General features: G+C 62.3%; 25 protein-coding genes. 21 read left to right on the forward strand and 4 right to left on the reverse strand.

The window, feature by feature from the left end; genetic code table 11:
• Positions 1 to 58 precede the first annotated feature (58 nt).
• From AC0L2R_RS02745 to AC0L2R_RS02805, 13 genes are all read left to right on the forward strand, one after another.
• Complete coding sequence (locus AC0L2R_RS02745; RefSeq protein WP_023799242.1) at positions 59 to 262, forward strand: dodecin family protein; 204 nt, start codon at positions 59 to 61, stop codon at positions 260 to 262.
• A gap of 97 nt (positions 263 to 359) precedes the next feature.
• Complete coding sequence (locus AC0L2R_RS02750; protein WP_023799241.1) at positions 360 to 725, forward strand: PRC-barrel domain-containing protein; 366 nt, start codon at positions 360 to 362, stop codon at positions 723 to 725.
• Between the two features lie 403 nt (positions 726 to 1,128).
• A complete protein-coding gene (gene eno, locus AC0L2R_RS02755; RefSeq protein ID WP_473507639.1) occupies positions 1,129 to 2,403 on the forward strand; it encodes a phosphopyruvate hydratase in 1,275 nt (424 codons plus the stop codon).
• A gap of 199 nt (positions 2,404 to 2,602) precedes the next feature.
• Positions 2,603 to 2,926: an FtsB family cell division protein gene (locus AC0L2R_RS02760; RefSeq protein ID WP_023799238.1), complete on the forward strand. Its 324-nt coding sequence runs from the start codon at positions 2,603 to 2,605 to the stop codon at positions 2,924 to 2,926.
• Positions 2,927 to 3,098: 172 nt separating this feature from the next.
• On the forward strand, positions 3,099 to 4,145 hold the full coding sequence (pdhA, locus tag AC0L2R_RS02765; RefSeq protein ID WP_473507640.1) for a pyruvate dehydrogenase (acetyl-transferring) E1 component subunit alpha: 1,047 nt from the start codon (positions 3,099 to 3,101) through the stop codon (positions 4,143 to 4,145).
• Between the two features lie 15 nt (positions 4,146 to 4,160).
• Positions 4,161 to 5,549 carry a pyruvate dehydrogenase complex E1 component subunit beta gene (locus AC0L2R_RS02770; protein WP_128169073.1) on the forward strand — a complete coding sequence of 463 codons (1,389 nt, stop codon included), beginning with the start codon at positions 4,161 to 4,163 and terminating at the stop codon, positions 5,547 to 5,549.
• Positions 5,550 to 5,553: 4 nt separating this feature from the next.
• Entirely contained in the window at positions 5,554 to 5,847 is a 294-nt protein-coding gene (locus AC0L2R_RS02775) for a DUF5076 domain-containing protein (RefSeq protein ID WP_473507641.1), read from the forward strand.
• A gap of 9 nt (positions 5,848 to 5,856) precedes the next feature.
• Positions 5,857 to 7,269, forward strand: coding sequence for a pyruvate dehydrogenase complex dihydrolipoamide acetyltransferase (locus tag AC0L2R_RS02780; RefSeq protein WP_473507642.1), 1,413 nt, complete (start codon positions 5,857 to 5,859; stop codon positions 7,267 to 7,269).
• Positions 7,270 to 7,417: 148 nt separating this feature from the next.
• Positions 7,418 to 8,056, forward strand: coding sequence for an SGNH/GDSL hydrolase family protein (locus tag AC0L2R_RS02785; protein WP_473507643.1), 639 nt, complete (start codon positions 7,418 to 7,420; stop codon positions 8,054 to 8,056).
• A gap of 19 nt (positions 8,057 to 8,075) precedes the next feature.
• Positions 8,076 to 9,539, forward strand: a complete 1,464-nt coding sequence (gene lpdA / locus AC0L2R_RS02790) for a dihydrolipoyl dehydrogenase (RefSeq protein ID WP_473507644.1) — start codon at positions 8,076 to 8,078, stop codon at positions 9,537 to 9,539.
• Positions 9,540 to 9,635: 96 nt separating this feature from the next.
• Positions 9,636 to 9,893 (forward strand): GlsB/YeaQ/YmgE family stress response membrane protein, encoded by a 258-nt coding sequence (locus AC0L2R_RS02795; protein WP_023799232.1) that lies wholly within the window; start codon positions 9,636 to 9,638, stop codon positions 9,891 to 9,893.
• Between the two features lie 132 nt (positions 9,894 to 10,025).
• Positions 10,026 to 10,991: a lipoyl synthase gene (lipA, locus tag AC0L2R_RS02800; RefSeq protein ID WP_473507645.1), complete on the forward strand. Its 966-nt coding sequence runs from the start codon at positions 10,026 to 10,028 to the stop codon at positions 10,989 to 10,991.
• Positions 10,992 to 11,003: 12 nt separating this feature from the next.
• On the forward strand, positions 11,004 to 11,462 hold the full coding sequence (locus AC0L2R_RS02805) for a type II toxin-antitoxin system RatA family toxin (protein ID WP_023799229.1): 459 nt from the start codon (positions 11,004 to 11,006) through the stop codon (positions 11,460 to 11,462).
• Here AC0L2R_RS02805 and AC0L2R_RS02810 read toward each other — a convergent pair.
• Both AC0L2R_RS02810 and AC0L2R_RS02815 read right to left on the reverse strand, forming a co-directional pair.
• Positions 11,438 to 11,947, reverse strand: a complete 510-nt coding sequence (locus AC0L2R_RS02810) for a CinA family protein (protein WP_473507646.1) — start codon at positions 11,945 to 11,947, stop codon at positions 11,438 to 11,440. The genes AC0L2R_RS02805 and AC0L2R_RS02810 overlap by 25 nt on opposite strands.
• Positions 11,944 to 13,173: a bifunctional 2-C-methyl-D-erythritol 4-phosphate cytidylyltransferase/2-C-methyl-D-erythritol 2,4-cyclodiphosphate synthase gene (locus AC0L2R_RS02815; protein WP_473507647.1), complete on the reverse strand. Its 1,230-nt coding sequence runs from the start codon at positions 13,171 to 13,173 to the stop codon at positions 11,944 to 11,946. The genes AC0L2R_RS02810 and AC0L2R_RS02815 overlap by 4 nt, the downstream gene beginning before the upstream one ends.
• Positions 13,174 to 13,391: 218 nt before the next feature.
• Between AC0L2R_RS02815 and dusB the strand changes: the two genes are divergently transcribed.
• The 8 genes from dusB to hflX all read left to right on the forward strand — a co-directional run bounded on the left by dusB (position 13,392) and on the right by hflX (position 23,655).
• Complete coding sequence (gene dusB, locus AC0L2R_RS02820) at positions 13,392 to 14,420, forward strand: tRNA dihydrouridine synthase DusB (protein WP_473507648.1); 1,029 nt, start codon at positions 13,392 to 13,394, stop codon at positions 14,418 to 14,420.
• Positions 14,417 to 15,559 (forward strand): two-component system sensor histidine kinase NtrB, encoded by a 1,143-nt coding sequence (locus AC0L2R_RS02825; RefSeq protein ID WP_287056874.1) that lies wholly within the window; start codon positions 14,417 to 14,419, stop codon positions 15,557 to 15,559. Before dusB ends, AC0L2R_RS02825 begins: the two co-directional genes overlap by 4 nt.
• The gene (gene ntrC, locus AC0L2R_RS02830; RefSeq protein WP_023799224.1) at positions 15,556 to 17,016 is read left to right on the forward strand and encodes a nitrogen regulation protein NR(I); all 1,461 of its coding nucleotides are present in this window, start codon (positions 15,556 to 15,558) and stop codon (positions 17,014 to 17,016) included. Before AC0L2R_RS02825 ends, ntrC begins: the two co-directional genes overlap by 4 nt.
• Positions 17,017 to 17,186: 170 nt before the next feature.
• Positions 17,187 to 19,472 (forward strand): sensor histidine kinase NtrY-like, encoded by a 2,286-nt coding sequence (locus AC0L2R_RS02835; protein ID WP_473507649.1) that lies wholly within the window; start codon positions 17,187 to 17,189, stop codon positions 19,470 to 19,472.
• Entirely contained in the window at positions 19,462 to 20,823 is a 1,362-nt protein-coding gene (ntrX, locus tag AC0L2R_RS02840) for a nitrogen assimilation response regulator NtrX (protein ID WP_027153990.1), read from the forward strand. The genes AC0L2R_RS02835 and ntrX overlap by 11 nt, the downstream gene beginning before the upstream one ends.
• Before the next feature lie 188 nt (positions 20,824 to 21,011).
• Positions 21,012 to 21,872, forward strand: coding sequence for a D-amino-acid transaminase (locus AC0L2R_RS02845; RefSeq protein WP_473507650.1), 861 nt, complete (start codon positions 21,012 to 21,014; stop codon positions 21,870 to 21,872).
• A 145-nt stretch (positions 21,873 to 22,017) separates the two neighbouring features.
• On the forward strand, positions 22,018 to 22,263 hold the full coding sequence (hfq, locus tag AC0L2R_RS02850) for an RNA chaperone Hfq (RefSeq protein ID WP_006202172.1): 246 nt from the start codon (positions 22,018 to 22,020) through the stop codon (positions 22,261 to 22,263).
• Positions 22,264 to 23,655: a GTPase HflX gene (gene hflX / locus AC0L2R_RS02855; RefSeq protein WP_473507651.1), complete on the forward strand. Its 1,392-nt coding sequence runs from the start codon at positions 22,264 to 22,266 to the stop codon at positions 23,653 to 23,655.
• Positions 23,656 to 23,661: 6 nt separating this feature from the next.
• Here the strand turns inward: hflX and mazG are convergent, their stop codons facing one another.
• Entirely contained in the window at positions 23,662 to 24,486 is an 825-nt protein-coding gene (gene mazG, locus AC0L2R_RS02860; RefSeq protein ID WP_473507652.1) for a nucleoside triphosphate pyrophosphohydrolase, read from the reverse strand.
• An 87-nt stretch (positions 24,487 to 24,573) separates the two neighbouring features.
• A complete protein-coding gene (locus AC0L2R_RS02865; protein WP_473507653.1) occupies positions 24,574 to 25,758 on the reverse strand; it encodes an amino acid aminotransferase in 1,185 nt (394 codons plus the stop codon).
• Positions 25,759 to 25,807 lie beyond the last annotated feature (49 nt).

A 25,807-nucleotide genomic window follows, 5' to 3' on the forward strand; every position in this document is an offset into this window, starting at 1 on the left:
ATCAACAGGCGCCGGTTGTACGCTGCCCAGGCAACCGAGTGCCTTGGAGGACGAAGCCATGTCCGTCGCCCGCGTCACCGAAATCACATCATCGTCGAATAAGAGCTTTCAGGACGCCATCGAACAGGGGATTGCCCGCGCGGCAAAGACATTGAAAAACGTCGAAGGCGCCTGGATCCAGGACCAGAAGGTCGTCGTCGAGAACGGCACGATCTCCGCCTACCGCGTCAACATGAAGGTCACCTTCATCCTCGCTGAGTGATCAGCCCTGCACGTATGACCGCGTCCATAAAAGTCTGGAACCTTCGCAGCCCTCTCCTCATTGTCGAAGCTGAAGTGAACGACAAAAGGAGCACATCATGACAACCCAGACAGGACACACTGAAGCCATCGCTGCCTCGCGGGTGATCGGCACTTCCGTCTACAACACGGAAGGCACGCACATCGGCGACATCGAGGATGTCATGCTCGACAAATTGTCGAATGGAATCATGTTTGCCGTGATCGGCTTTGGCGGATTTCTCGGCATCGGCGAGAAATACCACGCCATTCCGTGGGCGAGCCTCGACTATGACGAGAACAAGGGCGGCTATGTCGTGCCGTTCACCAAGGAGCAACTGAAGGCAGCTCCCGCCTATTCGATCAACGAATTGACGGGCGCCGACGGCGAGGCCGCGCGTGATGCTTCATACAGTTACTACAGGGTAGAGCCTTATTGGCATTGATCTTGCTCTGCCGGAATCAAAAGGCCCCCGGTTGAACCGGGGGCCTTTTTTGCAGGATATCTACTCCGCTGCAATGGTCGACAACTCTACCGCGCCCTGTTGAGGCTGCTGAGTGTCACACGACGTCAAAAACGCCGCCGCGATCAGGAACAAACTCACAATACCGCTCAACTGAGACATGGCGAAACTCCTCCTGTTTCGCCCCGCGCAGCTGTGAGCATAAACCAGAAAGCCGCATGCCGCCAAGGCCTATGACCGACATGACTTATGATGACAGCAATTTGTGCTTCGTGATTCGATGTGGCGGAAGTGGCGGCACTATTTGCGGACGCCCCGATTGCGTTTTGCGGCACTTTGGCTAAGACGTGCGCGACGCTTCGTCAGATCAATCGGGGACATCGCAATGACTGCCATCATCGACATTGTCGGGCGCGAAATCCTGGACAGCCGCGGAAACCCGACCGTCGAGGTCGACGTCGTGCTCGAAGACGGCTCGATGGGCCGCGCTGCGGTGCCTTCCGGCGCCTCGACCGGCGCGCATGAGGCGGTCGAGCTGCGCGACGGCGGCGCCCGCTACCTCGGCAAGGGCGTCCTGCGGGCGGTAGAGGCCGTCAATGGCGAGCTGTTCGAAGCTATCGGCGGGATGGAAGCCGAGAACCAGATCCACATCGACCAGACCATGATCGAGCTCGACGGCACACCCAACAAGAGCCGCCTCGGCGCCAATGCGATCCTTGGCGTGTCGCTGGCGGTGGCCAAGGCTGCGGCGGAGGCGGCTGGCCTGCCGCTCTACCGCTATGTCGGTGGCACCAAGGCGCATGTGCTTCCGGTGCCGATGATGAACATCATCAACGGTGGCGCCCATGCCGACAACCCGATCGATTTCCAGGAATTCATGATCCTGCCGATTGGTGCGCCGACACTGCGTGACGGCGTGCGCTGGGGTTCGGAAATTTTCCATACGCTGAGGAAGCGGCTGAAGGACGCCGGCCACAACACCAATGTCGGCGACGAGGGTGGCTTCGCTCCTAACTTGAAAAGCGCGCCCGCAGCGCTCGATTTCATCATGGAATCGATCGAGAAGGCCGGCTTCAAGCCGGGCGAAGAGGTTGCGCTCGGCCTCGACTGCGCCGCGACCGAATTCTTCAAGGACGGCAACTACGTCTATGAAGGCGAGAAAAAGACCCGCGATCCGAAGACCCAGGCCAAGTATCTGGCCAGGCTCGCCGCGGACTATCCGATCATCACCATCGAGGATGGGCTGGCCGAAGACGACTGGGACGGCTGGAAAACGCTGACCGACCTCATCGGCAACAAGACCCAGCTGGTCGGCGACGATCTGTTCGTCACCAATACGGCCCGGCTGCGCGACGGTATCCGCATGGGCGTCGCCAATTCTATCCTGGTCAAGGTCAACCAGATCGGCTCACTGACCGAAACGCTCGATGCCGTCGAGACCGCGCACAAGGCCGGCTACACCGCGGTCATGTCGCACCGCTCGGGCGAAACCGAAGATTCGACCATCGCCGATCTCGCCGTCGCCACCAATTGCGGGCAGATCAAGACGGGTTCGCTGTCGCGGTCGGATCGCATGGCCAAGTACAATCAGCTCATCCGCATCGAGGAAGAGCTCGGCAAGCAGGCGCTCTACGCCGGCAAGTCGATCGTGAAGGGCTGAGCCGCAGAAAATCCTAAAACCCAGAAAATCCGAAAACGAAAGGGCGGGGCATTCTCGCCTTTTTTGTTTCAACACCGCCAGATCCGGTCGTCCGTAACCGTCCATTAAGCACAATCGGGCGAGAAAGGGCTAGGTCGCAGAGTGGTTAGAGCGCCCTTTGCGCGTCCAGGCGCGCGCGGTGCTCTAAGGGATTTGGGTCATGTGGACACGTCAGCACAAGCAGAGAAATACCGGTCGGCTGATCATCCCCTCGCTCTGCGTGGCGTTCCTCGCCTATTTCGGCTTTCATGCCTACCACGGCGAATTCGGCATCTATTCCAAATACCGGTTGCAAGCCGAAGCAGTCGACCTGCAAGGTAAGCTCGATGCCGTCAAGGCGCGCCGGCTCGATCTGCAGCGGCGTGTTCAGCTCATGCATCAGGGCACGCTGGAGAAGGACATGCTCGACGAGCAGGCGCGCAAGGCGCTCAATGTGTCCCACGCCGACGAAATCACCATCATGCTACCGGCCACGGCAAGATAACCAAATTCAAGTTAATCGCCGATATTTTCAACGATTTTAATCGCTTAGACGCATGTCAGCCATGCATTTTTCGGCATGGCGAAACGCTTTCTTGCGTGTTAGCCTTTGCCAAATCGGTGGGGAGAACTGATCTCCCTCAGTGTCCGCAAGAGACGCCAACAGGGAGTGATGCATGGCCACCGCCGCCAGAAAAGCGCCTGCCAAAACCAAACCCAAATCCGACGGCAGATCGGCAGGGCTTTCAGCCCCCAAACCTCTCGACTTCACCAAGGATGAGGAGCTTGACGCCTACCGGCGCATGCTGCTCATTCGCCGCTTCGAGGAAAAGGCCGGCCAGCTCTACGGCATGGGCTTCATCGGCGGCTTCTGCCACCTCTATATCGGCCAGGAAGCAGTTGTCACCGGCATGAAGATGGCGCTGATCGACGGCGACCAGATGATCACCGCCTATCGCGACCATGGTCACATGCTGGCGATGGAACTGTCGCCGCGCGGCGTCATGGCCGAATTGACCGGGCGCCGCGGCGGCCTGTCCAGGGGCAAGGGCGGCTCCATGCACATGTTCTCCAAGGAGAAGCATTTTTACGGCGGCCACGGCATTGTCGGCGCGCAGGTTTCGCTCGGCACCGGCCTCGCCTTCGCCAATCGCTATCGTGGCAACAACAATGTGACACTGACCTATTTCGGCGACGGCGCCGCCAATCAGGGCCAGGTATATGAAAGCTTCAACATGGCCTCGCTGTGGAAGCTGCCGGTGATTTTCATCATCGAGAACAACCGCTATGCCATGGGCACCTCGGTAACGCGTTCGTCGGCCGAGACGGATTTTTCGCACCGCGGCGCCTCCTTCAAGATCCCCGGCATCCAGGTCGATGGCATGGACGTCCGTGCAGTCAAGGCAGCCGGCGATCTCGCCACCGAATGGTGCCGTGACGGCAAGGGGCCGCTGATTCTCGAAATGCAGACCTATCGCTACCGCGGCCACTCGATGTCCGATCCGGCAAAATACCGCTCCAAGGAAGAAGTGCAGAAGATGCGCTCCGAGCGCGACCCGATCGAGCAGGTCAAGGCGCGCCTGCTCGACAAGAAGTGGGCTGATGAGGACGAGCTCAAAGCCGTCGACAAGGAGGTCCGCGACATTGTCGCCGACGCCGCCGAATTTGCCCAGAACGACGCAGAGCCGGATCCGTCCGAGCTCTGGACCGATATCGTACTATAACGAGAGGGCAAGGCCATGCCGATCGAAATTCTCATGCCCGCTCTCTCGCCGACTATGGAAGAGGGCAATGTTTCCAAATGGTTGAAGAAAGAGGGCGATAAGGTTGTCGCTGGTGATGTCATCGCCGAGATCGAAACCGATAAGGCGACGATGGAAGTCGAGGCCGTCGACGAAGGCACGCTAGCCAAGATCGTGGTTCCTGCCGGCACCGAAGGTGTCAAGGTCAACACGCTGATCGCCGTGCTCGCCGTTGATGGTGAAGACGTCGACAAGGCAGGCGAAGGCATCGGCGAGGAACCTGCCAAGGCGGAAACTGCAGCGCCAGCGCCTGCTGCGGCCAAAAGCGAGGGCGCAGCACCTGTCGCCGCGGCGCCGAGAACCGAAATCGCCGCCGATCCCGACATCCCGGCCGGCACGGAGATGGTCTCGACCACGGTGCGCGAAGCGCTGCGTGACGCGATGGCCGAGGAAATGCGCCGTGACGCAGACGTCTTCGTGATGGGCGAGGAGGTCGCCGAGTACCAGGGCGCTTACAAGATCACGCAAGGGCTGCTGCAGGAATTCGGGGCGCGTCGCGTCGTCGACACACCGATCACCGAGCACGGTTTTGCCGGCGTCGGTGTTGGCGCGGCGATGGCCGGCCTGAGGCCGATCGTCGAGTTCATGACCTTCAACTTCGCCATGCAGGCGATCGACCATATCATCAACTCCGCCGCCAAGACGCTCTACATGTCCGGCGGCCAGATGGGCGCGCCCATCGTCTTCCGCGGGCCAAACGGCGCGGCCGCCCGCGTCGCCGCCCAGCATTCGCAGTGCTATGCCGCCTGGTACAGCCACATTCCCGGCCTCAAAGTGGTGATGCCCTACACCGCCGCCGACGCCAAGGGATTGCTGAAGGCCGCGATCCGCGACCCGAACCCGGTCATCTTCCTCGAGAACGAAATCCTCTACGGCCAGTCCTTCGATGTGCCGAAGATCGACGATTTCGTGCTGCCGATCGGCAAGGCGCGCATCCACAAGTCGGGCAAGGATGTCACCATCGTCTCTTTCGGCATCGGCATGAGCTACACGGTGAAGGCAGAGGCCGAATTGCGTGGCATGGGCATCGATGCCGAGATCATCGACCTCAGGACCATCCGCCCTCTCGATTTCGACACCATCATCGCCTCGGTCAAGAAGACCAATCGTCTCGTGGTGGTGGAGGAAGGATTCCCGCAGAGCTCGGTCGGCGACCACATCGCCAGCCAGGTGTCGCAGCGCGCCTTCGATTTCCTCGACGCGCCGGTCATCACCATTGCCGGCAAGGACGTGCCGATGCCCTACGCGGCAAACCTCGAAAAGCTGGCATTGCCCAATGTCGCGGAAGTCATCGAGGCGGTGAAAGCCGTGACGTACCGGGGTTAACGAGATGTCGCGCGAACTAGAAGTTCCCGCGGTGGTCGTCGAGAACAGCGAATTCGATGAAATACTCCGCGTCTGGATTGGTTCGGACGCGGTCGTCACGATGCAAGACCTCTTTGGACCAAATGCTCACAACTGGGGCATGGTGCTCGCTGATGTCGGCATGCACATAGCCAGGATGAGACTGGAACAAGATGACATCCCTGAAATCGAGACGCTTCAGGCATTGGAAGAAGGCTATCGAGGCAGAATGTCGGAGCAGTTCAATATCCAGCACCGTTCACTAACCGGGCGGAACTGAGGAGGAAAAATGCCGATCAACATCACCATGCCGGCCCTGTCGCCCACGATGGAAGAGGGCAATCTTGCCAAGTGGCTGGTCAAGGAGGGCGACAAGGTTTCGCCGGGCGATGTGATCGCCGAGATCGAGACCGACAAGGCGACGATGGAAGTCGAAGCTGTCGATGAGGGCACGGTGGCCAAGCTGGTGGTTCCAGCCGGCACCGAAGGCGTCAAGGTCAACGCGCTGATCGCCGTGCTCGCCGCCGAAGGTGAAGATGCGGCGGCTGCCGCCAAGAGCGGTGACGGCGCTGCCGCTCCGGCAAAAGCCGAGGCAAAACAGGATAAGGCGCCAATCTCCCCACCCGTGGGGGAGATGTCGACGAAGTCGACAGAGGGGGGCGCTGTCCCGCCAGCGGCGAGGAACGAAGCGCCCCCCTCTGGCCTGCCGGCCATCTCCCCCACAAGGGGGGAGATCAGCCAGTCGGACGGTCGCACCTTCGCCTCGCCGCTGGCCCGTCGCATCGCCCGGGAAGCCGGTGTCGATGTCTCCGCGGTGACCGGCTCCGGCCCGCATGGCCGCGTGGTCAAGGCCGATGTCGACGCAGCGATTTCCAGCGGCGGCGCCAAGGCGGCACCCGCCGCGAAAGCCGCACCTGCCGGCGCTCCGGCTCCGGCGGCCGCAGCCAAGCCAATGTCGGACGACCAGGTGCTGAAACTGTTTGCCGACGGCTCTTACGAGCTTGTCCCGCATGACAACATGCGCAAGACCATTGCGCGCCGGCTGGTCGAGGCCACGACCACCATCCCGCATTTCTACCTGACGCTCGACTGCGAGCTTGATGCGCTCCTGGCCCTGCGCACGCAGCTCAATGCGGCCGCCCCGGTGAAGAAGACCGACAAGGGTGAGGCGCCGGCCTACAAGCTGTCGGTCAACGACATGGTCATCAAAGCGATGGCAATGGCGCTGATGGCGGTGCCGGATGCCAATGCGTCATGGACCGAGAGCGCCATGGTCAAGCACAAGCATGCCGACGTCGGTGTCGCCGTGTCGATCCCCGGCGGGCTGATCACGCCGATCATCCGGCGTGCCGACGAAAAGACGCTGTCGGTCATCTCCAACGAGATGAAGGATCTTGCCAGCCGCGCGCGCAGCCGCAAGCTGAAGCCGGAAGAATACCAGGGCGGCACCACTGCGGTGTCCAATCTCGGCATGTTCGGCATCAAGGACTTTGCCGCCGTCATCAACCCGCCGCATGCGACGATCCTGGCGGTCGGCGCCGGCGAGGCGCGCGCGGTGGTCAAGAACAGTGAGATCAACATCGCTACAATCATGTCAGTCACTCTGTCGACCGATCACCGCGCCGTCGACGGCGCGCTCGGCGCCGAACTGCTCGGCGCCTTCAAGCGCATGATCGAAAACCCGATGGGCATGCTGGTCTAGAAGGGAAACAAGGCGGTGCGGAAAAACTCTTCACCAGCCTTTTTGCCTTCAGCCTTTCCAGCGTTGCAACGATCGTCGTGCATTGGCTGTTCGTGGGTTGGCGGGTGAGGGGCGCGCAGGCAGATTTCGACCGGAGTGGGGCAAACGCATGAAAACAGTCCTTTGCTACGGCGATTCGCTGACCTGGGGCTATGATGCGGCAAGTCTGGATCGCCACCCGCTCAACGACCGCTGGCCGAGTGTGCTGCAGGCGACGTTGGGAGCCAGCGTCGAGGTCATCGCCGAAGGCTTGAACGGCCGCACAACGGCTTTCGACGACCATTTGGCCGGCGCCGACCGTAACGGCGCAAGAGTGCTGCCGACGATCTTGATGACGCATGCGCCGATCGACCTGGTCATCATCATGCTCGGCGCCAACGACATGAAGCCGTGGATTCACGGCAATCCGGTCGCCGCCAGGCAAGGCATGCAGCGCCTGATCGACATCGTGCGCGGTCACGACTACCCGTTCGATTGGCCGTCGCCGCAAATCCTGATCGTCGCGCCGCCCGCCGTCAGCCGCACGGAAAACGCCGAATTCAAGGAAATGTTCGCCGGCGGCGATGAAGCGTCGAAGCGGCTGGCGCCACAATATTCCGTCCTTGCCGACGAGGTCGGCTGCGGCTTCTTCGATGCCGGCTCGGTGGCCGAGACCACGCCACTCGACGGCGTCCATCTCGACGCAGAGAACACGCGCAAAATCGGGCAGGCATTGGCGCCAATCGTGCGCGTCATGCTGGAACTCTAGAGAATCATGGGAGAAATCCGTGGCTGAGAACTACGACGTCATCATCATCGGCTCCGGTCCCGGCGGCTATGTCACGGCGGTGCGTTCCGCCCAACTCGGGTTCAAGACAGCGATCGTCGAGCGCGAGCATCTCGGCGGCATCTGCCTCAACTGGGGTTGCATCCCGACCAAGGCGCTGCTGCGTTCGGCCGAGATCATGCACTATTCGGATCATTTGAAGGACTACGGCTTGAAGATCGACGGCAAGGTCAGCGTCGATACCGCTGCCGTGGTCGACCGCTCGCGAAAGGTCTCGCTGCGGCTGAACGGCGGCGTCGCCTTCCTGATGAAGAAGAACAAGGTCGATGTCATCTGGGGCGAAGCCAAGCTGTCCAAGGCGGCTTCCGGCGACAGGCCGGGCGAGATTGTCGTGTCGAAATCGTCGAAGAAGCCGATGGAGCCACAGCCGCCGGCGCCCAAGGGCGTCAAGGGCGAGGGCACATACACTGCCAAGCACATCATCCTGGCGACCGGGGCCAGGCCGCGGGCGTTGCCCGGCATCGAGCCCGACGGCAAGCTGATCTGGACCTATTTCGAAGCGATGGTGCCGAAGGAGATGCCGAAATCGCTGCTGGTGATGGGTTCGGGCGCAATCGGCATCGAATTCGCCTCATTCTACCGCACCATGGGCGCGGAGGTGACGGTGGTAGAGTTGCTGCCGGCGGTGATGCCGGTCGAGGACGCAGAGGTCTCGAAATTCGCGCAAAAGCAGTTCGAGAAGCAAGGCATGAAGATCATCCTCTATGCCAAGGTCACCAAGGTCGAAAAAGCTGCGAACTCGGTAACCGCGCATGTCGAGATGAAGGACGGCAAGGTCGAGAAGATCACCGCCGACCGGATGATCTCGGCCGTCGGCGTGCAGGGCAATATCGAGAATCTCGGCCTCGAGGCGCTCGGCGTGAAGACCGAGCGCGGCTGCGTCGTCGTCGACGGCTACGGCAACACCAATGTGCCCGGCATCTATGCCATCGGCGACGTTGCCGGCCCGCCTATGCTCGCCCACAAGGCCGAGCATGAAGGCGTGGTCTGCGTGGAGAAGATCGCCAACGTCCCCGGCGTGCACGCCACTGACAAACTGAAAATTCCGGGCTGCACCTATTGCAACCCGCAGGTTGCTTCCGTCGGGTTGACCGAAGCGAAAGCCAAGGCCGAAGGCAAGGACATCCGCGTTGGCCGCTTCCAGTTCGCCGCCAACGGCAAGGCCATCGCGCTCGGCGAGGACCAGGGTTTCGTAAAAACCATCTTCGACAGGAAGACCGGGCAGTTGCTCGGCGCGCATATGGTCGGTGCCGAAGTGACCGAGCTGATCCAGGGCTTTGTCGTGGCGATGAACCTGGAGACCACCGAGGAAGAACTGATGCACACGATCTTCCCGCACCCGACGCTGTCGGAGATGATGAAGGAAAGCGTGCTCGACGCTTATGGCCGCGCGCTGAACGCGTGATAAATTGACCGCGTGAGACTCAAAAGGTGAGAGCCAAGGAACTCAACCGTAAGGTAATTCGTTTCCGCATGCATTTATCACCAGAGGAGAGGGCATATGGACGTGAATGGCGTGGGCTGGATCGCAGCCATCATCATCGGCGGACTGGCAGGCTGGCTTGCCGAGATGTTCATGAAAAGCAACATGGGCATCTTGATGAACATCGTTCTGGGCATCGTCGGCGCGATCGTGCTGAATGCCATCCTGCAGGCGCTCAACATCGGCGCCTTCGGCACCGGCTGGATCGCCTATCTGATCACCGGTTTCGTTGGCGCCTGCCTGCTGATCTTGGCAGGGCGCATGGTGCGCCGTTAGTTGTTGAACTCTTGCCATGCGAAAACGGCTGTGGCGGCATGCGTCGCCGCGGCCTTTTTCTTTGCCGCGAAAAGTCCTAGATGACTTGTGAAGCGAACGCCGGAAGGCGATCGCGAATGAACTGGATTTCTGATGGTCACCGTCCTCGACACGATCGCCAATGCGCCGCGCCTGCGGCATCCTGAAAAGGCGCACAAGCCTGACCAGGATGTGCTGCGCAAGCCCGACTGGATCCGCGTCAAGGCGCCGATGTCGAAAGGCTATGCCGAGACGCGCGACATCGTGAAGTCGCACAGGCTGGTGACGGTGTGCGAAGAGGCCGGGTGTCCCAATATCGGTGAGTGCTGGGAGAAGAAGCACGCCACCTTCATGATCATGGGCGAGATCTGCACGCGCGCCTGCGCCTTCTGCAACGTCGCCACCGGCATTCCGACCGCGCTCGATCCCGATGAACCGGCGCGCATCGCCCACGCCGTCAAGCAAATGTGTCTAACCCATGTCGTCATCACCTCAGTCGACCGCGACGATCTCGCCGATGGCGGCGCTCAGCACTTTGCCGAGGTCATCGGCGCCATCAGGGCGGCAACGCCTTCGACGACGATCGAAATCCTGACGCCCGACTTCCTGCGCAAGGACGGCGCGCTGGAGATCGTGGTGGCGGCCAAGCCAGATGTGTTCAACCACAATCTGGAGACCGTTCCGTCGAACTATCTGACGGTCCGGCCGGGCGCCCGCTATTTCCATTCGATCAGGCTGCTGCAGCGGGTCAAGGAACTCGATCCCTCGATCTTCACCAAATCCGGCATCATGGTTGGCCTTGGCGAGGAGCGGAACGAGATCCTGCAATTGATGGACGATCTGCGTTCGGCCAATGTCGACTTCATGACCATCGGTCAGTATCTGCAGCCATCGAAAAAGCACCATCCGGTGATCCGTTTCGTCACGCCGGAGGAATTCAAGTCTTTTGAGACGATCGGCAAGACCAAGGGCTTCCTGCTGGTGGCATCGAGCCCGTTGACGCGTTCGTCGCATCACGCCGGCGACGATTTCGCCAAGCTGCGCGCGGCACGGGAAGCGTTTCTCAAGAAGTCCGCCTAACACACTGGTTTCATGCCACAATTCGAAGCCCATCGCCGCGTTGCGCATACGCCGGAACAGATGTTCGCTCTGGTCGCCGATGTCGAATCCTATCCGCAATTCCTGCCGCTTTGCGAGGCGCTGACGGTTCGCTCGCGCAAGGAACGCGACGGACGCACCCTCCTCGTCGCCGACATGAGCATTGGCTACAAGGCGATCCGCGAGACTTTCACCACGCAGGTGCTGCTAAAGCCTGACGAGAAGGCCATCGACGTCAAATACATCGACGGTCCGTTCAAATATCTGAGCAATGCCTGGCGTTTCGAGCCGGCCGACGGCGGCTGCAATGTCTGCTTCTTCATCGACTACGAATTCAAGAGTCGTATTCTGGGTGCGGTGATGGGAGCGATGTTCGATCGCGCCTTCCGCATGTTTTCCGAGGCGTTCGAGAAGCGCGCCGACGTCATCTATGGCGCAGCGCCGGCAGCCTGATCGGCGGCGAGCGCGCGCAAGCCCAGTTCAAGCGCGTGTCTGACGGTCTCCCGGCGGATGAACTTGCGGCCTTTGTCGTCAAACAACTGGCATTCGCTGACGACCGGCCGGCCGGTCAAGGCGATACCGAACCAGACCAGGCCGACGGGCTTTTCCGTCGAGCCGCCGCCCGGACCGGCAATGCCGGTGACGGCAAGGGTCAGCCCGGCGCGCGAATGGGCCAAGGCGCCGGCTGCCATCTCGACCGCCGTTTCCCGTGAGACCGCGCCGTGCGCCTTGAGCGTGGCGGCGGAAACGCCGAGCATTTCCGTCTTGGCCTCGTTGGAATAGGTGATGAAACCCCGGTCGACCACCGTCGATGAGCCGGCGATGTCGGTCAAGGCGGCGATGATCAAGCCGCCGGTGCAGCTCTCGGCCGTCGCCAGCATGATGCCGCGCTGTTGGCAGGCTTGAAGCAGGGCATCTGCGAGATCGCTGTTGCTCATTCGGGGACATCACCTGGAAACACGACGCTGGCGGTGGCGATGGCGGCTATGCCTTCCTCGCGTCCGACAAAGCCGAGCTTTTCGTTGGTCGTCGCCTTGATCGAGATGCGGTCCCGGGAAATCGCCAGCATTGCCGAAAGGATTTCGGTCATTGCTTCGCGATGCGGGCCGACGCGCGGCGCCTCGCAGATCAGCGTGATGTCGGCGTTGGCGATACGCCCGCCGCGCGCGCGCACCAATCCTGCCGCATGCTCGACGAAGATCCGCGAGGCCACGCCTTTCCACTGCGGGTCCGATGGCGGGAAATGCGTGCCGATGTCGCCCGCACCGCAAGTGGCGAGCAGCGCGTCGGTCAAGGCGTGCAGGCCGACATCGGCATCCGAATGGCCGGACAGTTTCTTGTCGTGCGGGATCGAGACGCCGCACAGGACGACATGGTCGCCGGGCTCGAAGGCATGGACGTCGTAGCCATTGCCGGTGCGGATGTCCGGAAAACGCGGCCGTTCGCCGGAAAGCCGCTGATCCGCCATCGAGATATCCCTTGCCCAGGTGAGTTTGACATTGTCCGGCGAGCCCGGGACGATTTTCACCGGAATATTCGCCCATTCGGCAATCGCGGCATCGTCGGTGAAGTCCGCCTTGCCCAGATGATGGGCCTTTTCATGGGCGGCCAGGATCGGCCAGAACGGGAAGCCCTGCGGCGTCTGGGCGGCATGAAGCCCGTTCCTGGAAACCGTCTCGCCGATCATGCCGGCGGCCGATTCGCGTTTCAGCGTATCGGCGACGGGCAGGGCAGGCAGCGCTGCCTGGCGCTCGCCGATGGCGGCGATCGTGCGGTCTATCAATTCCGCGTCGACGAACGGGCGGACGGCATCATGGACCAGAACCCGGCGCGGCGCATGGCCTCTCAGCGCCAGCAATCCGAGCCGGACGGAGTCCTGCCTGGACGCGCCACCGGTCACCGTGACCACCCGATCGGCGTTGGCGCCGGCGGCGCTGCGAAAAAGTCCGCTGTCGTCGGCATGAATGGCGACGACGACAGGACCGATTCCCGGATGCGCCAAAAACACGTCCAATGTGCGCGCGATGACGGCACGGCCGCCGATCCTTTGGTATTGCTTCGGCCCGTCGGCCTGACCGGCGCGCGCGCCGCGGCCGGCGGCGACGATAACGACGGCAACCTTGTCGTCCGCAGCCAAAGCCTGCTTTTCGCTTGCGTCTGTCATGCCGAGACGCTTAGCGCATCATCCCAAAAAGTGGAATCGCTTTTCGGAAGAGATCATGCGCAGATGCAAAGTGCCAATAGCCTCCCCAACACGCACCGCACTTTGGCTAGTGCCAGCATTTTCCCAAATGCGCCTTAATGCGACGTCATTGCGCGTTGCACATTGCCGCCATTCTGGCTAGTGAATGTGCAGCTATTAAAAATGCTTGGTTTTTGTGCATGCTTGACCTGACCAAATTGGCATCTCCGCTGGATGTGGGTCGTGTGAGAATCCGCAATCGCGCTTTTCTCGCGCCCATGTCGGGCATAACAGATGAGCCGTTCCGGCAGCGTGCCTATGCGCATGGCGCCGGGTTGGTGGTGTCGGAGATGGTGGCGAGCGGCGAACTTGCCAGGGGCAGAGCCGGTTGCGGCCTGCGCATCCGCCATTCCGGGCTGCCGGTGCACATGGTCCAGCTTGCCGGCCGTGAGGCGGTGCATATGGCAGAGGGCGCCCGTATAGCCGCGGGCGAGGGCGCCGACATCATCGACATCAACATGGGCTGCCCAGCCAAGAAGGTGACGGGCGGCTATGCCGGTTCGGCGCTGATGCGCGATCTCGATCACGCTTTGTCGCTGATCGAGGCGGTGGTCGGCGCCGTCGAGGTGCCGGTCACGGTCAAGATGCGGCTCGGCTGGGACGAAAGCGCGCTCAATGCGCCTGTTCTGGCGCGCCGCGCCGAGCAGGCGGGGGTTCAGATGGTGACGGTGCATGGCCGCACGCGCTGCGAGTTCTACCAGGGCAAGGCCAACTGGCGCGCCATCGCACGCATAAAGCAGGCCGTTTCGATCCCGGTCGTTGCCAATGGCGATGTCGGCTCGCCGGCGGAGGCAGCAATGATCCTCGACCAGTCGGGCGCCGACGCGGTGATGATCGGCCGCGCCCATTACGGCGCGCCCTGGACGGCAGGCAGCATCGCGGCAGCCGCGGCAAAAGAGATGACGCCCGGTGTGCCGGAAAGCCCGCAAGCGCTGGCCGACTACGTCGTTGCCCACTATCAGGACATGCTGTCGCTCTACGGCATCGAAAGCGGCGTGCGCCAGGCGCGCAAGCATCTTGGCTGGTATCTCGACCGCCACGCCGCTGGCGTCGTTGATGAGCAGCGAAGGGCCATCCTTACCTGCTTCGAGCCCGTCCGCGTCATTGCGGCGTTGCGCGAGGTGTTTTCAAGCGCTGCCGAGGCGATGAACCTGCGGAGCGCAGCATGAATGCCACCGTTGCACAGAACATGGACATGGCGGACGCCGCACACATCGTGCTCAACACCATCCGCCGCCCGGTGATCATGCTCGATGCGGAAGGATTCATCACCTTCGCCAACGCCGATGCCGAGGATTTCTTCCGCTCGAGCGCGACCATGCTCGCCCGCAACACATTATCCAAGCTCATTCCCTTCGGCAGCCCGTTGCTGACGCTTGTCGACCAGGTGCGCGAGCGCCGGGCACCCGTCAACGAATACCGGGTCGACGTGTCGTCGCCGCGCCTCGGCATCGAGAAGGTCGTGGATCTCTATGTCGCGCCGGTGTCGGAATTCCCGGGCTCCGTCGTGGTGATGTTCCAGGAACGGTCGATGGCCGACAAGATCGACCGGCAGATGACGCACCGCGGTGCGGCACGCTCGGTGACCGGCCTTGCCGCGATGCTTGCCCACGAGATCAAGAACCCGCTATCCGGCATCCGGGGCGCCGCCCAACTGCTCGAATTGTCGGCTTCCGACGAGGATCGCGCGCTGACCCGGCTGATCACCGACGAGACCGACCGCATCGTCTCGCTGGTCGATCGCATGGAGGTGTTTTCCGACGAGCGGCCCGTCGATCGCTATCCGGTCAACATCCATGTCGTGCTCGACCATGTGAAAGCGATTGCCAAGAACGGTTTTGCCAAGCGGATCAAGATATTGGAGGATTATGATCCATCATTGCCTCCGGTTTTCGCCAACCGCGACCAGCTCATCCAGGTGTTCCTCAACCTGGTCAAGAATGCGGCCGAGGCCATTGGCGGCGATCCGCAAGGCGAGATCACCCTGTCGACCGCGTTCCGGCCGGGCATCCGTGTTTCCGTTCCAGGATCGCAGGGCCGCGTGTCGCTGCCGCTGGAATTTTGCGTGCGCGACAACGGTTCTGGCGTCTCCGAAGATATCCTGCCGATCCTGTTCGACCCCTTCATCACCACCAAGCCGAACGGGTCGGGGCTTGGTCTGGCGCTGGTCGCAAAAATCGTCGGCGAGCATGGCGGCATCATCGAATGCGATTCGACGCCGCGCGCAACCACCTTCCGCATCCTGATGCCAGCCTGGAAGGAAACGCCGTTCGGCACTGACGACGATGGCGAAGGAGACCGCAAATGACGGTTCGCGGCAATATTCTCGTCGCCGACGACGATGCGGCCATCCGCACCGTCCTCAATCAGGCGCTTTCGCGCGTCGGCCATGAGGTGCGCGTGACGTCCAACGCCTCGACGCTGTGGCGCTGGGTGGCGGCGGGCGAGGGCGATCTCGTCATCACCGACGTGGTTATGCCCGACGAAAACGCCTTTGACATGCTGCCGCGCATCAAGAAGGCGCGACCGGAACTGCCCGTCATCGTCATGAGCGCCCAGAACACGTTCATGACCGCGATTCGCGCCTCCGAAACCGGCGCCTACGAATATCTGCCGAAACCGTTCGACCTGACCGAGCTTCTCAACATCGTCAACCGGGCGCTTTCCGAGCCCCGACGGCCGAAGATCGATGCGCGGGCGGACGAGCCGCCGGAAACCATGCCGCTAGTTGGCCGCTCGGCCGCCATGCAGGATATCTACCGCATGCTGGCGCGCATGATGCAGACCGACCTGACGGTGATGATTTCAGGCGAATCGGGCACCGGCAAGGAACTGGTCGCGCGCGCGCTGCACGAGTATGGCCGCCGCCGCGGCGGCCCCTTCGTCGCGATCAACATGGCTGCGATCCCGCGCGACCTGATCGAATCGGAACTGTTCGGGCACGAGAAGGGCGCCTTCACCGGCGCGCAGAACCGCTCCACCGGCCGTTTCGAGCAGGCCGAAGGCGGCACGCTCTTCCTTGACGAGATCGGCGACATGCCGATGGAGGCGCAGACCCGCCTGCTGCGTGTCCTGCAGCAGGGCGAATACACCACCGTCGGCGGCCGCACGCCGATCAAGACCGACGTGCGCATCGTCGCCGCCACCAACAAGGATCTGCGCACGCTGATCAATCAAGGGCTTTTCCGCGAGGATCTGTTCTATCGCCTGAATGTCGTGCCGCTAAGGCTGCCGGCGCTGCGCGAGCGGTCCGAGGACGTTCCGGATCTCGTCCGGCACTTCTTCAAGCTTGGCGCCAGCGAAGGCCTGCAGACCAAGCGCATTTCCACGGGCGGCATCGAGCTGATGAAGCGCTATCCGTGGCCGGGCAACGTGCGCGAGCTCGAAAATCTTGTCCGCAGACTTGCCGCGCTCTATTCGCAGGACGAGATTTCTGCCGAAGTCATCGAGGCGGAACTGAAGACCGGCGAGAGGCCGGTCGTTCCCGGCGGCGGCAACCTCATTCCCGACGACCTGTCCATCGGCCAGGCGGTGGAACATTTCCTGCAGCGCTATTTTGCTTCGTTCGCCGGCGACTTGCCGCCCGCCGGCCTCTATCAGCGTATCCTTTCCGAGGTCGAATATCCGCTGGTGCTTGCTTCGATGACGGCAACCCGCGGCAACCAGATCAAGGCTGCGGAGCTCCTCGGGCTCAATCGCAACACGCTGCGCAAGAAGATTCGCGAACTCGGCGTCAACGTCTACAAATCGACCAGGCAAGCATAGAGCGCCGTTTTCTTTCAACAAATCGATCCCGAATTTCGGGCCGGTGTGACAGAGCGAAGCCTTTTCCGGGGGATCGAGCGCCGAAACAGTTCCGTCCAGGCCACACTTGTTGCATAATCGCCACAATGCGTTGCATACATCCGACGCAATCACTGGCTCTAGACGGCGACATGGCTCCACGGGCATCGAGACTGAGCGAAACGCTTTTCAGCGAACCCCGCACAAGTGACGGGCGCCGGCTGCTTGCGCTGCCGGGCGTGGTGGCAATTGCCGGTGCGCTGGTTACGGCGGCGATCTCCTTCGCCATCCTCGTCGGTGCCACGCCGATCACGCCGGACGAGAGCACAACGCTGGCGCTAATCGCCGTCAATGCGGCGTTCATCCTGTTCCTGATCGCGCTGGTTGGCCGCGAAGTACATCGTATCGTGATGGCGCGCCGGCGCGGCAAGGCGGCGTCGCGGCTGCATGTGCGGATCGTCGCGATGTTCGCGCTGGTCGCCGCGATTCCCGCCATCATGGTGGCGATCATCGCCTCGATCACGCTCGATATCGGTCTTGATCGCTGGTTCGAAATCCGCACCAAGACGATCGTCAATTCGTCGCTGTCGATAGCCGATGCCTATGTGCAGGAGAACGCGCGCAACCTCCAGGGAACGACCCTGTCGATGGCTTACGATCTCGACGCCTCCCGCACGCTCTACGGCCTCGATCGAACCGGCTTCCTCGATCTGATGAACAAGGAAGCCGTTGGACGCTCGCTGGCCCATGCCGCACTGATCAGGTCCGACGGTTCGTTCGTCATGAGCGCCAAGACCGACGCCGATTTTGCCATGCCGGAGCCGCCGGAAGGCGCCATGAGCGGTGCCGCTGACGGCAGGCCGGTGCTGATCGAGCCGAAGACGCGCAACATCATGGGCGCCATCGTCAAACTGCGCGAGATCGAAGGGCTCTATCTCTACACCATCCGGCTCGTCGATCCCGAGGTGATCAAGGCGCGGCAGATTGTCAGGTCCAACAGCGACGAATATCGCGGCCTCGAAGACAGTCGCCGCACCTCGCAGGTGGCCTTTGCACTTCCCTATTTGTCGCTGACGCTGATCATCATCCTGTCCGCCATCTGGACCGGCATCGCCGTGGCCGACCGCCTGGTGCGGCCGATCCGCCAGCTCATCGGCGCGGCCGACGAGGTCGCGACCGGCAATCTCGACGTTGCCGTGCCGGTTCGGCCCTCCGACGGCGACGTCGCCTCGCTCGGCGACACCTTCAACAAGATGCTGCTGGAACTGAAATCGCAGCGTAACGAGATTCTGTCCGCCAAGGATTTGATCGACGAGCGGCGGCGTTTTTCGGAAGCCGTGCTTGCCGGTGTCACCGCCGGCGTTATCGGCGTCGATCCGTATGGCATCGTCACCATCGTCAACCGGTCGGCCGAAACGATGCTGGCCATATCCGCCACCGCCGCACTCGGGCAAAATCTCTCCGCCGTGCTGCCGCATGTTGGCCGCGTCTTCGAGATCGGCCGCAAGTCGGGCAAGCCTGTCCATCGCGAACAGGTGACCTTCTATCGCGCCGGTGCGGAGCGCACCTTCAACGTGCAGATCACGGTCGAGGCCGGCGACGACGGTTCGGAGGAGAAATCCTATGTCGTGACGGTGGACGACATCACCGATCTGGTCCAGGCGCAGCGTTCCTCGGCCTGGGCGGATGTGGCGCGGCGCATCGCCCACGAGATCAAGAACCCGCTGACGCCGATCCAGCTTTCGGCCGAGCGCATCAAGCGCCGCTACGGCAAGGTCATCACCGAAGACCGCGAGGTTTTCGATCAGTGCACCGATACGATCATTAGGCAAGTGGAGGACATCGGCCGCATGGTCGACGAGTTCTCGGCTTTCGCACGCATGCCCAAGCCCGAAATGAAGGCCCTCGATTTGCGCGAATCGTTGCGCGAAGCCTCGTTCCTCGTCGAGGTGAGCCGCTCCGATATCACCTTCGAGCGCGTATTCGGCAACGAACCGCTCAAAGGCACGTTCGACAGCCGCCTGATGGCGCAGGCCTTTGGCAACGTCATCAAGAACGCAGCCGAGGCGATTGACGGACTTGATCAAAAGGACCGCTCGCACGGCATAATCCGGATTCAAGCCGGGCGCCAGAATGGTACGATTCGCATCGATGTCATCGACAACGGCAAGGGCTTGCCGCGCGAGAACCGCCAGCGATTGCTCGAGCCTTACATGACGACACGCGAGAAGGGCACCGGCCTCGGCCTCGCTATCGTCAAGAAGATAGTGGAGGACCATGGCGGCCGGCTCGAATTGCATGATGCGCCGGCCGATTTCCACGACGGGCGAGGCGCGATGATCAGCATCATCCTGCCGCTCGCCGCCACCGTGCCGTCGCGCGGCGAAGGCAGGACGGAACCCGAAAGAGAAACTGAAAAGGTCGATAATGGCGTCTGACATTCTCATCGTCGATGACGAGGAAGACATCCGCGAGCTTGTCGCCGGTATCCTGAGCGACGAAGGTCACGAAACCCGCACGGCATTCGATGCCGACAGCGCCCTGGCGGCGATCGCCGACCGGGCGCCGAGGCTGATTTTCCTCGACATCTGGCTGCAAGGCTCGCGTCTGGACGGACTGGCGTTGCTGGACGAGATCAAGACGATGCATCCGAGCCTGCCGGTGGTGATGATCTCGGGCCACGGTAACATCGAGACGGCGGTCTCGGCCATCCGCCGCGGCGCCTATGACTTCATCGAAAAACCGTTCAAGGCCGACAGGCTGATCCTCATCGCCGAACGTGCCATTGAAACCTCGAAGCTGAGACGCGAGGTTTCGGATCTCAAGCTGCGCAGCGGCGAAACCTTCGACCTGATCGGCATGTCGTCGGCGATGAGCCAGTTGCGCCAGACCATCGAGCGCGTCGCGCCGACCAACAGCCGCGTCATGATCATCGGCCCCTCCGGCTCGGGTAAGGAACTCGCGGCACGCGCCATCCACACGCTGTCGGCGCGCAAGGGCGCCCCGTTTGTCACGCTGAGCGCCGCCAACATCACGCCCGAACGCATGGAGGTCGAGCTGTTCGGCACCGAATCCAACGGTGTCGAACGTAAGGTCGGCGCGCTTGAGGAAGCCCATCGCGGCATTCTTTACATCGACGAAGTGGCCGACATGCCGCGCGAAACGCAAAACAAGATCTTGCGCGTGCTGGTCGAACAGCAGTTCGAGCGGGTAGGGGGCACCAAACGGGTCAAGGTCGATGTCCGCATCATTTCGTCGACCTCGCAGAACCTGGAGGCGATGATCGCCGACGGTCGTTTCCGCGAGGATCTCTATCACCGCCTGGCGGTGGTTCCGGTCATGGTGCCGGGATTGGCCGAGCGGCGCGAGGACATCCCTTATCTTGTCGACAATTTTATGAAGCAGATCGCTCGCCAGGCCGGCATCCGGCCGCGGCGCATCGGCGACGACGCGCTGGCGGTGCTGCAGGCGCACAACTGGCCAGGCAACGTTCGCCAGTTGCGCAACAACGTCGAGCGGTTGATGATCCTGGCGCGCGGCGACGATATCGACGCACCGATCACCGCCGATCTCTTGCCTGCCGAGATCGGCGATGTCATGCCGCGCACGCCAAACCAATCCGATCAGCACATCATGGCGCTGCCGTTGCGTGAGGCGCGCGAACAGTTCGAGAAGGACTATCTGATCGCCCAGATCAACCGTTTTGGCGGCAACATCTCGAAAACGGCCGAGTTCATCGGCATGGAGCGCTCGGCGCTTCACCGGAAGCTGAAGTCGCTGGGCGTCTGACAGCCAATCCGGTCGTGGCCTACGCAATTATCGGTTACGGCGGCGGCGGAATCGCATAAGAAACGCTGCCGCACGTCTTTCGGGACGCGCAACGGACGCTGTAGCATTTTGTTTTTTGCGCATGGTCTTCCCCGAAAAATGGATTCCGATTTTCGGGGGCCATGCGCTGACTTCTTCAGGGGTGACCCATGCCGCGCATTGCTTATGTGAACGGGCGCTATGTCGCTCACGCCGACGCTTTCGTGCATATCGAGGACCGTGGCTATCAGTTCGCCGACGGTGTCTACGAGGTCTGCGAGGTGGCGCGCGGCTTCATCGTTGACATGCCTCGCCATCTCGGACGGCTGAACCGCTCGCTGGCCGAATTGTCGATCGACTGGCCGGTCACCCCTGGCGTGTTGCCGATCATCCTGCGCGAGGTGGTCCGCCGCAACCATGTCGCCGATGGCCTGGTCTATCTTCAGGTGACGCGCGGCGTCGCCAGCCGTGATTTTGTTTTCCCGGCGGGCACGAAGCCGTCGCTGGTGATTACCGCCAGGAAAGTCGACCCCGCTGCTGCCGCCAGGAGGGCCGAAAGCGGAATCAAGGTCATCACCGTGCCGGAGAACCGTTGGGACCGGGTCGACATCAAGTCAGTCGGCCTGCTGCCAAACGTGCTCGCCAAGCAGAAGGCCAAGGAAGCCGGCGCCCAGGAAGCCTGGTTCATCGATGCCGACGGCACCGTCAAGGAAGGTGGGTCGTCGAACGCCTGGATCATCACCAGGGACGGCGTGCTGGTGACGCGTCCGGCCGAGCACGGCATCCTGCGCGGCATCACCCGCACCACGCTGTTCGACGTGGCCGCCAAGCTCGGCCTGAAGATCGAGGAGCGGGGCTTTTCGGTCGCCGAAGCCAAGGCCGCGCGCGAGGTTTTCATCAGCTCCGCGACCACAATCGCCATGCCGATCGTGGCGATCGACGGTGCTCCGGTCGCCAACGGCCACCCAGGCTCGATAACACTTTCCTTGCGGCACGCCTTTTTTGACGTTGCGGAAAAAAGTCCAGCCTGATAACCGCACAGGTGGAATGAACATCAATATATCTCGTTCTGCTTGTCGTTATTGACGGCAAGACGGTGTTTGCGCGCTTGACATGTGCCAGTTAATTTGGCGCATTGGCCTGCAAACCGAAGGGGATCGGCGAAAGACAAGAACAATGGCGGAACGATCGCAAAATCTTCAGGACCTGTTCCTGAATTCAGTTCGCAAAAGCAAAAACCCACTCACCATCTTCCTCATCAACGGCGTGAAGTTGACCGGCGTGGTCACTTCCTTCGACAATTTCTGTGTTCTGCTGCGTCGAGACGGCCACTCCCAGCTCGTCTACAAGCACGCCATTTCCACGATCATGCCGAGCCAGCCGGTTCAGATGTTCGATGGCGAGGAAAGCCAGGGCGCCTGATTGGCACGTAAGAAAGACGCGGATCGCAGCGTTCGCGAAAAACCAGCAAATCAGCCGGGGGCGGAGGCCGAAGGCCCGACCCGCGCCGTGGTCATCGTGCCGGTGCTTACCCGCCAGCCGCGCGGCGACGAGGACACCAATCGTCCGCGTCTGACGCGATCTGCCGAGGCCCGCCACGACGAGGCGGTTGGCCTTGCCCAAGCCATAAACCTCGACCCGATCCATACCGCTGTGGTGACCGTCAATGATCCCCGGCCTGCCACCCTGCTCGGCAGCGGCAAGGTCGTGGAGTTCGCCGAGATCGTCAAAGAGGGCCGTGCCGAACTGGTCATTGTCGATCATCCGCTGACGCCGGTGCAGCAGCGCAACCTGGAGAAGGAATTGAACGCCAAGGTGCTGGATCGCACCGGCCTGATCCTGGAAATTTTCGGCGAGCGCGCGCGGACCAAGGAAGGCACGCTGCAGGTCGATCTGGCGCACCTCAACTATCAGAAGGGCCGGCTGGTGCGAAGCTGGACTCACCTCGAGCGCCAGCGCGGCGGTGCCGGTTTCCTCGGTGGCCCTGGCGAAACGCAGATCGAATCGGACCGCCGCGTCCTGCAGGACAAGATCAACAAGCTCAAGCACGAGCTGGAAACAGTGCGACGCACGCGTGACCTGCACCGCGCCAAGCGCAAGAAGGTGCCGTTCCCGGTCGTGGCCATCGTCGGCTATACCAACGCCGGCAAGTCGACGCTGTTCAACAGGCTGACCGGAGCTGGGGTGCTGGCCGAGGACATGCTGTTCGCCACGCTCGACCCGACACTGCGTCGGGTGCGGCTGCCGCACGGCACGCCGGTCATCCTTTCGGACACCGTCGGTTTCATTTCGGACCTGCCGACGCATCTGATCGCGGCCTTCCGGGCAACGCTCGAAGAGGTGGTCGAGGCCGATCTCGTCATCCATTTGCGCGATATTTCGGATCCCGACACGGCCGCCCAGGCCGAGGATGTCGAGCGTATCCTCGCCGATCTCGGCGTCGATGCCGGCGACAGCAGGCGCGTCATCGAAGTGTGGAACAAGATCGATCGGCTCGATGCGGGCAACCGGGAGCGGTTGCTCGCCGACGGCATCGACGGCAGCAAGGCACCGCCGATTGCCATATCGGCCGCCACCGGCGAGGGCATCGATGTGCTGAAGGCGATCATCGAGACACGAGTTTCAGGCGAACTGGAAACGCAGACCGTCACGCTCAAGCCTGACCAGCTTGGGTTCGTCGACTGGCTCTACCGCAATGGCGACGTCGTCTCGCGCACCGACAATGAAGATGGCGGTATAACCGTGTCGCTCAAAGCGACGCGAAGCGCACACGAAGAGATAGAAGCCAGATTGCACCGTAAAAACAACGGGTAATTTCTGTTACTTCGCGCTTTTAGCTTGCTGCCAAAGCGCCTCCATCTCGTCGAGCGTCGCCTTTTCCAGGGTGTTTCCGGACCTTTCCAGCGCTTGCTCGACATAGTGGAACCGCGACCGGAATTTCTCGTTGGTGCCGCTGAGCGCCGCTTCGGAATCAACCTTGAGATGACGCCCGAGATTGACGACGGCAAACAGCATGTCGCCGAACTCGTCCTTGATCGAAGCCGTATCGCCCTTGGCAAGGGCCTGGCGCAACTCGCCGATCTCTTCCTCGATCTTGTCGAGGATCGGCGCGGCCTCGCTCCAGTCGAAGCCGACGCGGGCCGCTTTTTCCTGCAGCTTGAGCGCCCGCGTCAAAGCGGGCAGGGCGACCGGTACGCTGTCCAGAAAACCCTTGCCATGATCCTCCGGATCGTGCCCGCGGGCGAGGCGGGCGTTTCGCTTTTCGGCTTTTTCCTCGGCCTTGATCTTCTCCCACATGCCCTTGGCCATGCCGGCGCTGCGCGCCTCATCGTCGCCGAAGACATGCGGATGGCGGCGGATCATTTTTGTGGTGATGGCCTGGACCACGTCGCCAAAGGTGAATTCGCCGGCCTCCTCGGCCATCTGCGCATGGTAGACGACCTGCAGCAGCAGGTCGCCGAGTTCGTCGCGCAGATCGTCCAGGTCGCCACGCGCGATAGCGTCCGCCACCTCGTAGGCTTCCTCGATCGTGTAGGGCGCGATGCTCGAGAAATCCTGCTCGACGTCCCACGGGCAGCCGGTTTCCGGCGCCCGCAGCGCCGCCATGATCTCGATCAGCCGGGAAATATCTTTCGAAGGTTTCATCGGTCGAATGCTACCCTGCGTCCGACGGTGCAGCCAACGCCGTCGGCAGGCGAGGGGCGATTGTCCACAGCGCTGCTGCTCAAAACCTCAGTCGAGCACGGAGACGATCGCCTTGGCGAGCGCGTCCATGCCGTCCTCCGGCAGGCCGGCGACGTTGATGCGGCTGTCGCCGACCATATAGACGCCGTGCTCGGCGCGCAGCCGCTCGACCTGCGCTTCGGACAGGCCAAGCCGGGAAAACATGCCGCGATGGCTGGCGACGAAATCGAAGCGATCGGAATTGGACTGCCGCCGCAGCGCTTCGGCGAACTGCACCCGAAGCCGCAGCATGCGCAGGCGCATCTCCTCGAGCTCCGCTTCCCAGTCGGCGCGCAGCGTGGCGTCTTCAAGCACGATGCGCACCGCGGCCGCGCCGTGGTCCGGCGGCATCGAGTACATGGCGCGCGCCGCCGACAGCATCTGGCTCATTGCGACATCCGCCTGCGCGCTGTCTTTTGCCAGGATCATCGCCGCGCCGACGCGGTCGCGATACACGGCAAAGTTCTTCGAGCAGCTCGAGGCAACCACCATTTCCGGGACTTTCGCTGCCAGCAGGCGCAAGCCGGCGGCGTCAGCGTCAAGGCCCTCGCCAAACCCCTGATAGGCAATGTCGACAAAGGGCAGCAGGCCGCGCTCGACGACGATGTCTGCTATTTCAGCCCACTGCGCGATGTCCAGATTGGCGCCTGTCGGATTGTGGCAGCAACCATGCAGCAGAACCACGTCGCCGCTCCTGGCGGTCGCCAGCGCGCTCATCATGTCGGCGAAGCGAACAGCACCTGAGACTGCGTCGAAATAGGGATATTCGCGTATCTGCAGGCCGGCGGCGCGCATCACCGGCATGTGGTTCGGCCAGGTCGGGTCCGACAGCCAGATCGTCGCGTCGGATCGCGTCCTCTTGAGCAGCTCGGCCACCAGCCGCAGCGCGCCCGAGCCGCCGGGCGCCTGCGCCGCACGGATGCGCGTCAGCTCGGCCGCAGGGCCAAAGACCAGCCTCGCCATCGCCGTGTTGAAGCCGGTGTCGCCGGCAAGGCCGAGATAGGTCTTGGTGTCCTGGCTCTGCAGCAATCGCTTTTCGGCTTCGCGCAATGCGCGCATCACCGGCGTCTTGCCATCGCGATCCTTGTAGACGCCAACCCCGAGGTCGACCTTGCCGGGGCGGGGATCGGCACGATAGAGGCCGATCAAGGCGAGGATCTTGTCGGCTGGGGCAGGCTGGAGGTCTTCGAACATCGGCGCGGTTTCCGTTGGCGGCGGAGTGATACGCAAATCGGCTGCGCTG

The sequence above is a fragment of the Mesorhizobium sp. WSM4820 genome (assembly GCF_055811075.1).

Coding starts and splice junctions, on each gene's coding strand:
- AC0L2R_RS02745 (WP_023799242.1), top strand. CDS start 59: ATGTCCGTCGCCCGCGTCACCGAAATCACATCATCGTCGAATAAGAGC.
- AC0L2R_RS02750 (WP_023799241.1), top strand. CDS start 360: ATGACAACCCAGACAGGACACACTGAAGCCATCGCTGCCTCGCGGGTG.
- eno (WP_473507639.1), top strand. CDS start 1,129: ATGACTGCCATCATCGACATTGTCGGGCGCGAAATCCTGGACAGCCGC.
- AC0L2R_RS02760 (WP_023799238.1), top strand. CDS start 2,603: ATGTGGACACGTCAGCACAAGCAGAGAAATACCGGTCGGCTGATCATC.
- pdhA (WP_473507640.1), top strand. CDS start 3,099: ATGGCCACCGCCGCCAGAAAAGCGCCTGCCAAAACCAAACCCAAATCC.
- AC0L2R_RS02770 (WP_128169073.1), top strand. CDS start 4,161: ATGCCGATCGAAATTCTCATGCCCGCTCTCTCGCCGACTATGGAAGAG.
- AC0L2R_RS02775 (WP_473507641.1), top strand. CDS start 5,554: ATGTCGCGCGAACTAGAAGTTCCCGCGGTGGTCGTCGAGAACAGCGAA.
- AC0L2R_RS02780 (WP_473507642.1), top strand. CDS start 5,857: ATGCCGATCAACATCACCATGCCGGCCCTGTCGCCCACGATGGAAGAG.
- AC0L2R_RS02785 (WP_473507643.1), top strand. CDS start 7,418: ATGAAAACAGTCCTTTGCTACGGCGATTCGCTGACCTGGGGCTATGAT.
- AC0L2R_RS02795 (WP_023799232.1), top strand. CDS start 9,636: ATGGACGTGAATGGCGTGGGCTGGATCGCAGCCATCATCATCGGCGGA.
- lipA (WP_473507645.1), top strand. CDS start 10,026: ATGGTCACCGTCCTCGACACGATCGCCAATGCGCCGCGCCTGCGGCAT.
- AC0L2R_RS02805 (WP_023799229.1), top strand. CDS start 11,004: ATGCCACAATTCGAAGCCCATCGCCGCGTTGCGCATACGCCGGAACAG.
- AC0L2R_RS02810 (WP_473507646.1), bottom strand. CDS start 11,947: ATGAGCAACAGCGATCTCGCAGATGCCCTGCTTCAAGCCTGCCAACAG.
- AC0L2R_RS02815 (WP_473507647.1), bottom strand. CDS start 13,173: ATGACAGACGCAAGCGAAAAGCAGGCTTTGGCTGCGGACGACAAGGTT.
- dusB (WP_473507648.1), top strand. CDS start 13,392: ATGCTTGACCTGACCAAATTGGCATCTCCGCTGGATGTGGGTCGTGTG.
- AC0L2R_RS02825 (WP_287056874.1), top strand. CDS start 14,417: ATGAATGCCACCGTTGCACAGAACATGGACATGGCGGACGCCGCACAC.
- ntrC (WP_023799224.1), top strand. CDS start 15,556: ATGACGGTTCGCGGCAATATTCTCGTCGCCGACGACGATGCGGCCATC.
- AC0L2R_RS02835 (WP_473507649.1), top strand. CDS start 17,187: ATGGCTCCACGGGCATCGAGACTGAGCGAAACGCTTTTCAGCGAACCC.
- ntrX (WP_027153990.1), top strand. CDS start 19,462: ATGGCGTCTGACATTCTCATCGTCGATGACGAGGAAGACATCCGCGAG.
- AC0L2R_RS02845 (WP_473507650.1), top strand. CDS start 21,012: ATGCCGCGCATTGCTTATGTGAACGGGCGCTATGTCGCTCACGCCGAC.
- hfq (WP_006202172.1), top strand. CDS start 22,018: ATGGCGGAACGATCGCAAAATCTTCAGGACCTGTTCCTGAATTCAGTT.
- mazG (WP_473507652.1), bottom strand. CDS start 24,486: ATGAAACCTTCGAAAGATATTTCCCGGCTGATCGAGATCATGGCGGCG.
- AC0L2R_RS02865 (WP_473507653.1), bottom strand. CDS start 25,758: ATGTTCGAAGACCTCCAGCCTGCCCCAGCCGACAAGATCCTCGCCTTG.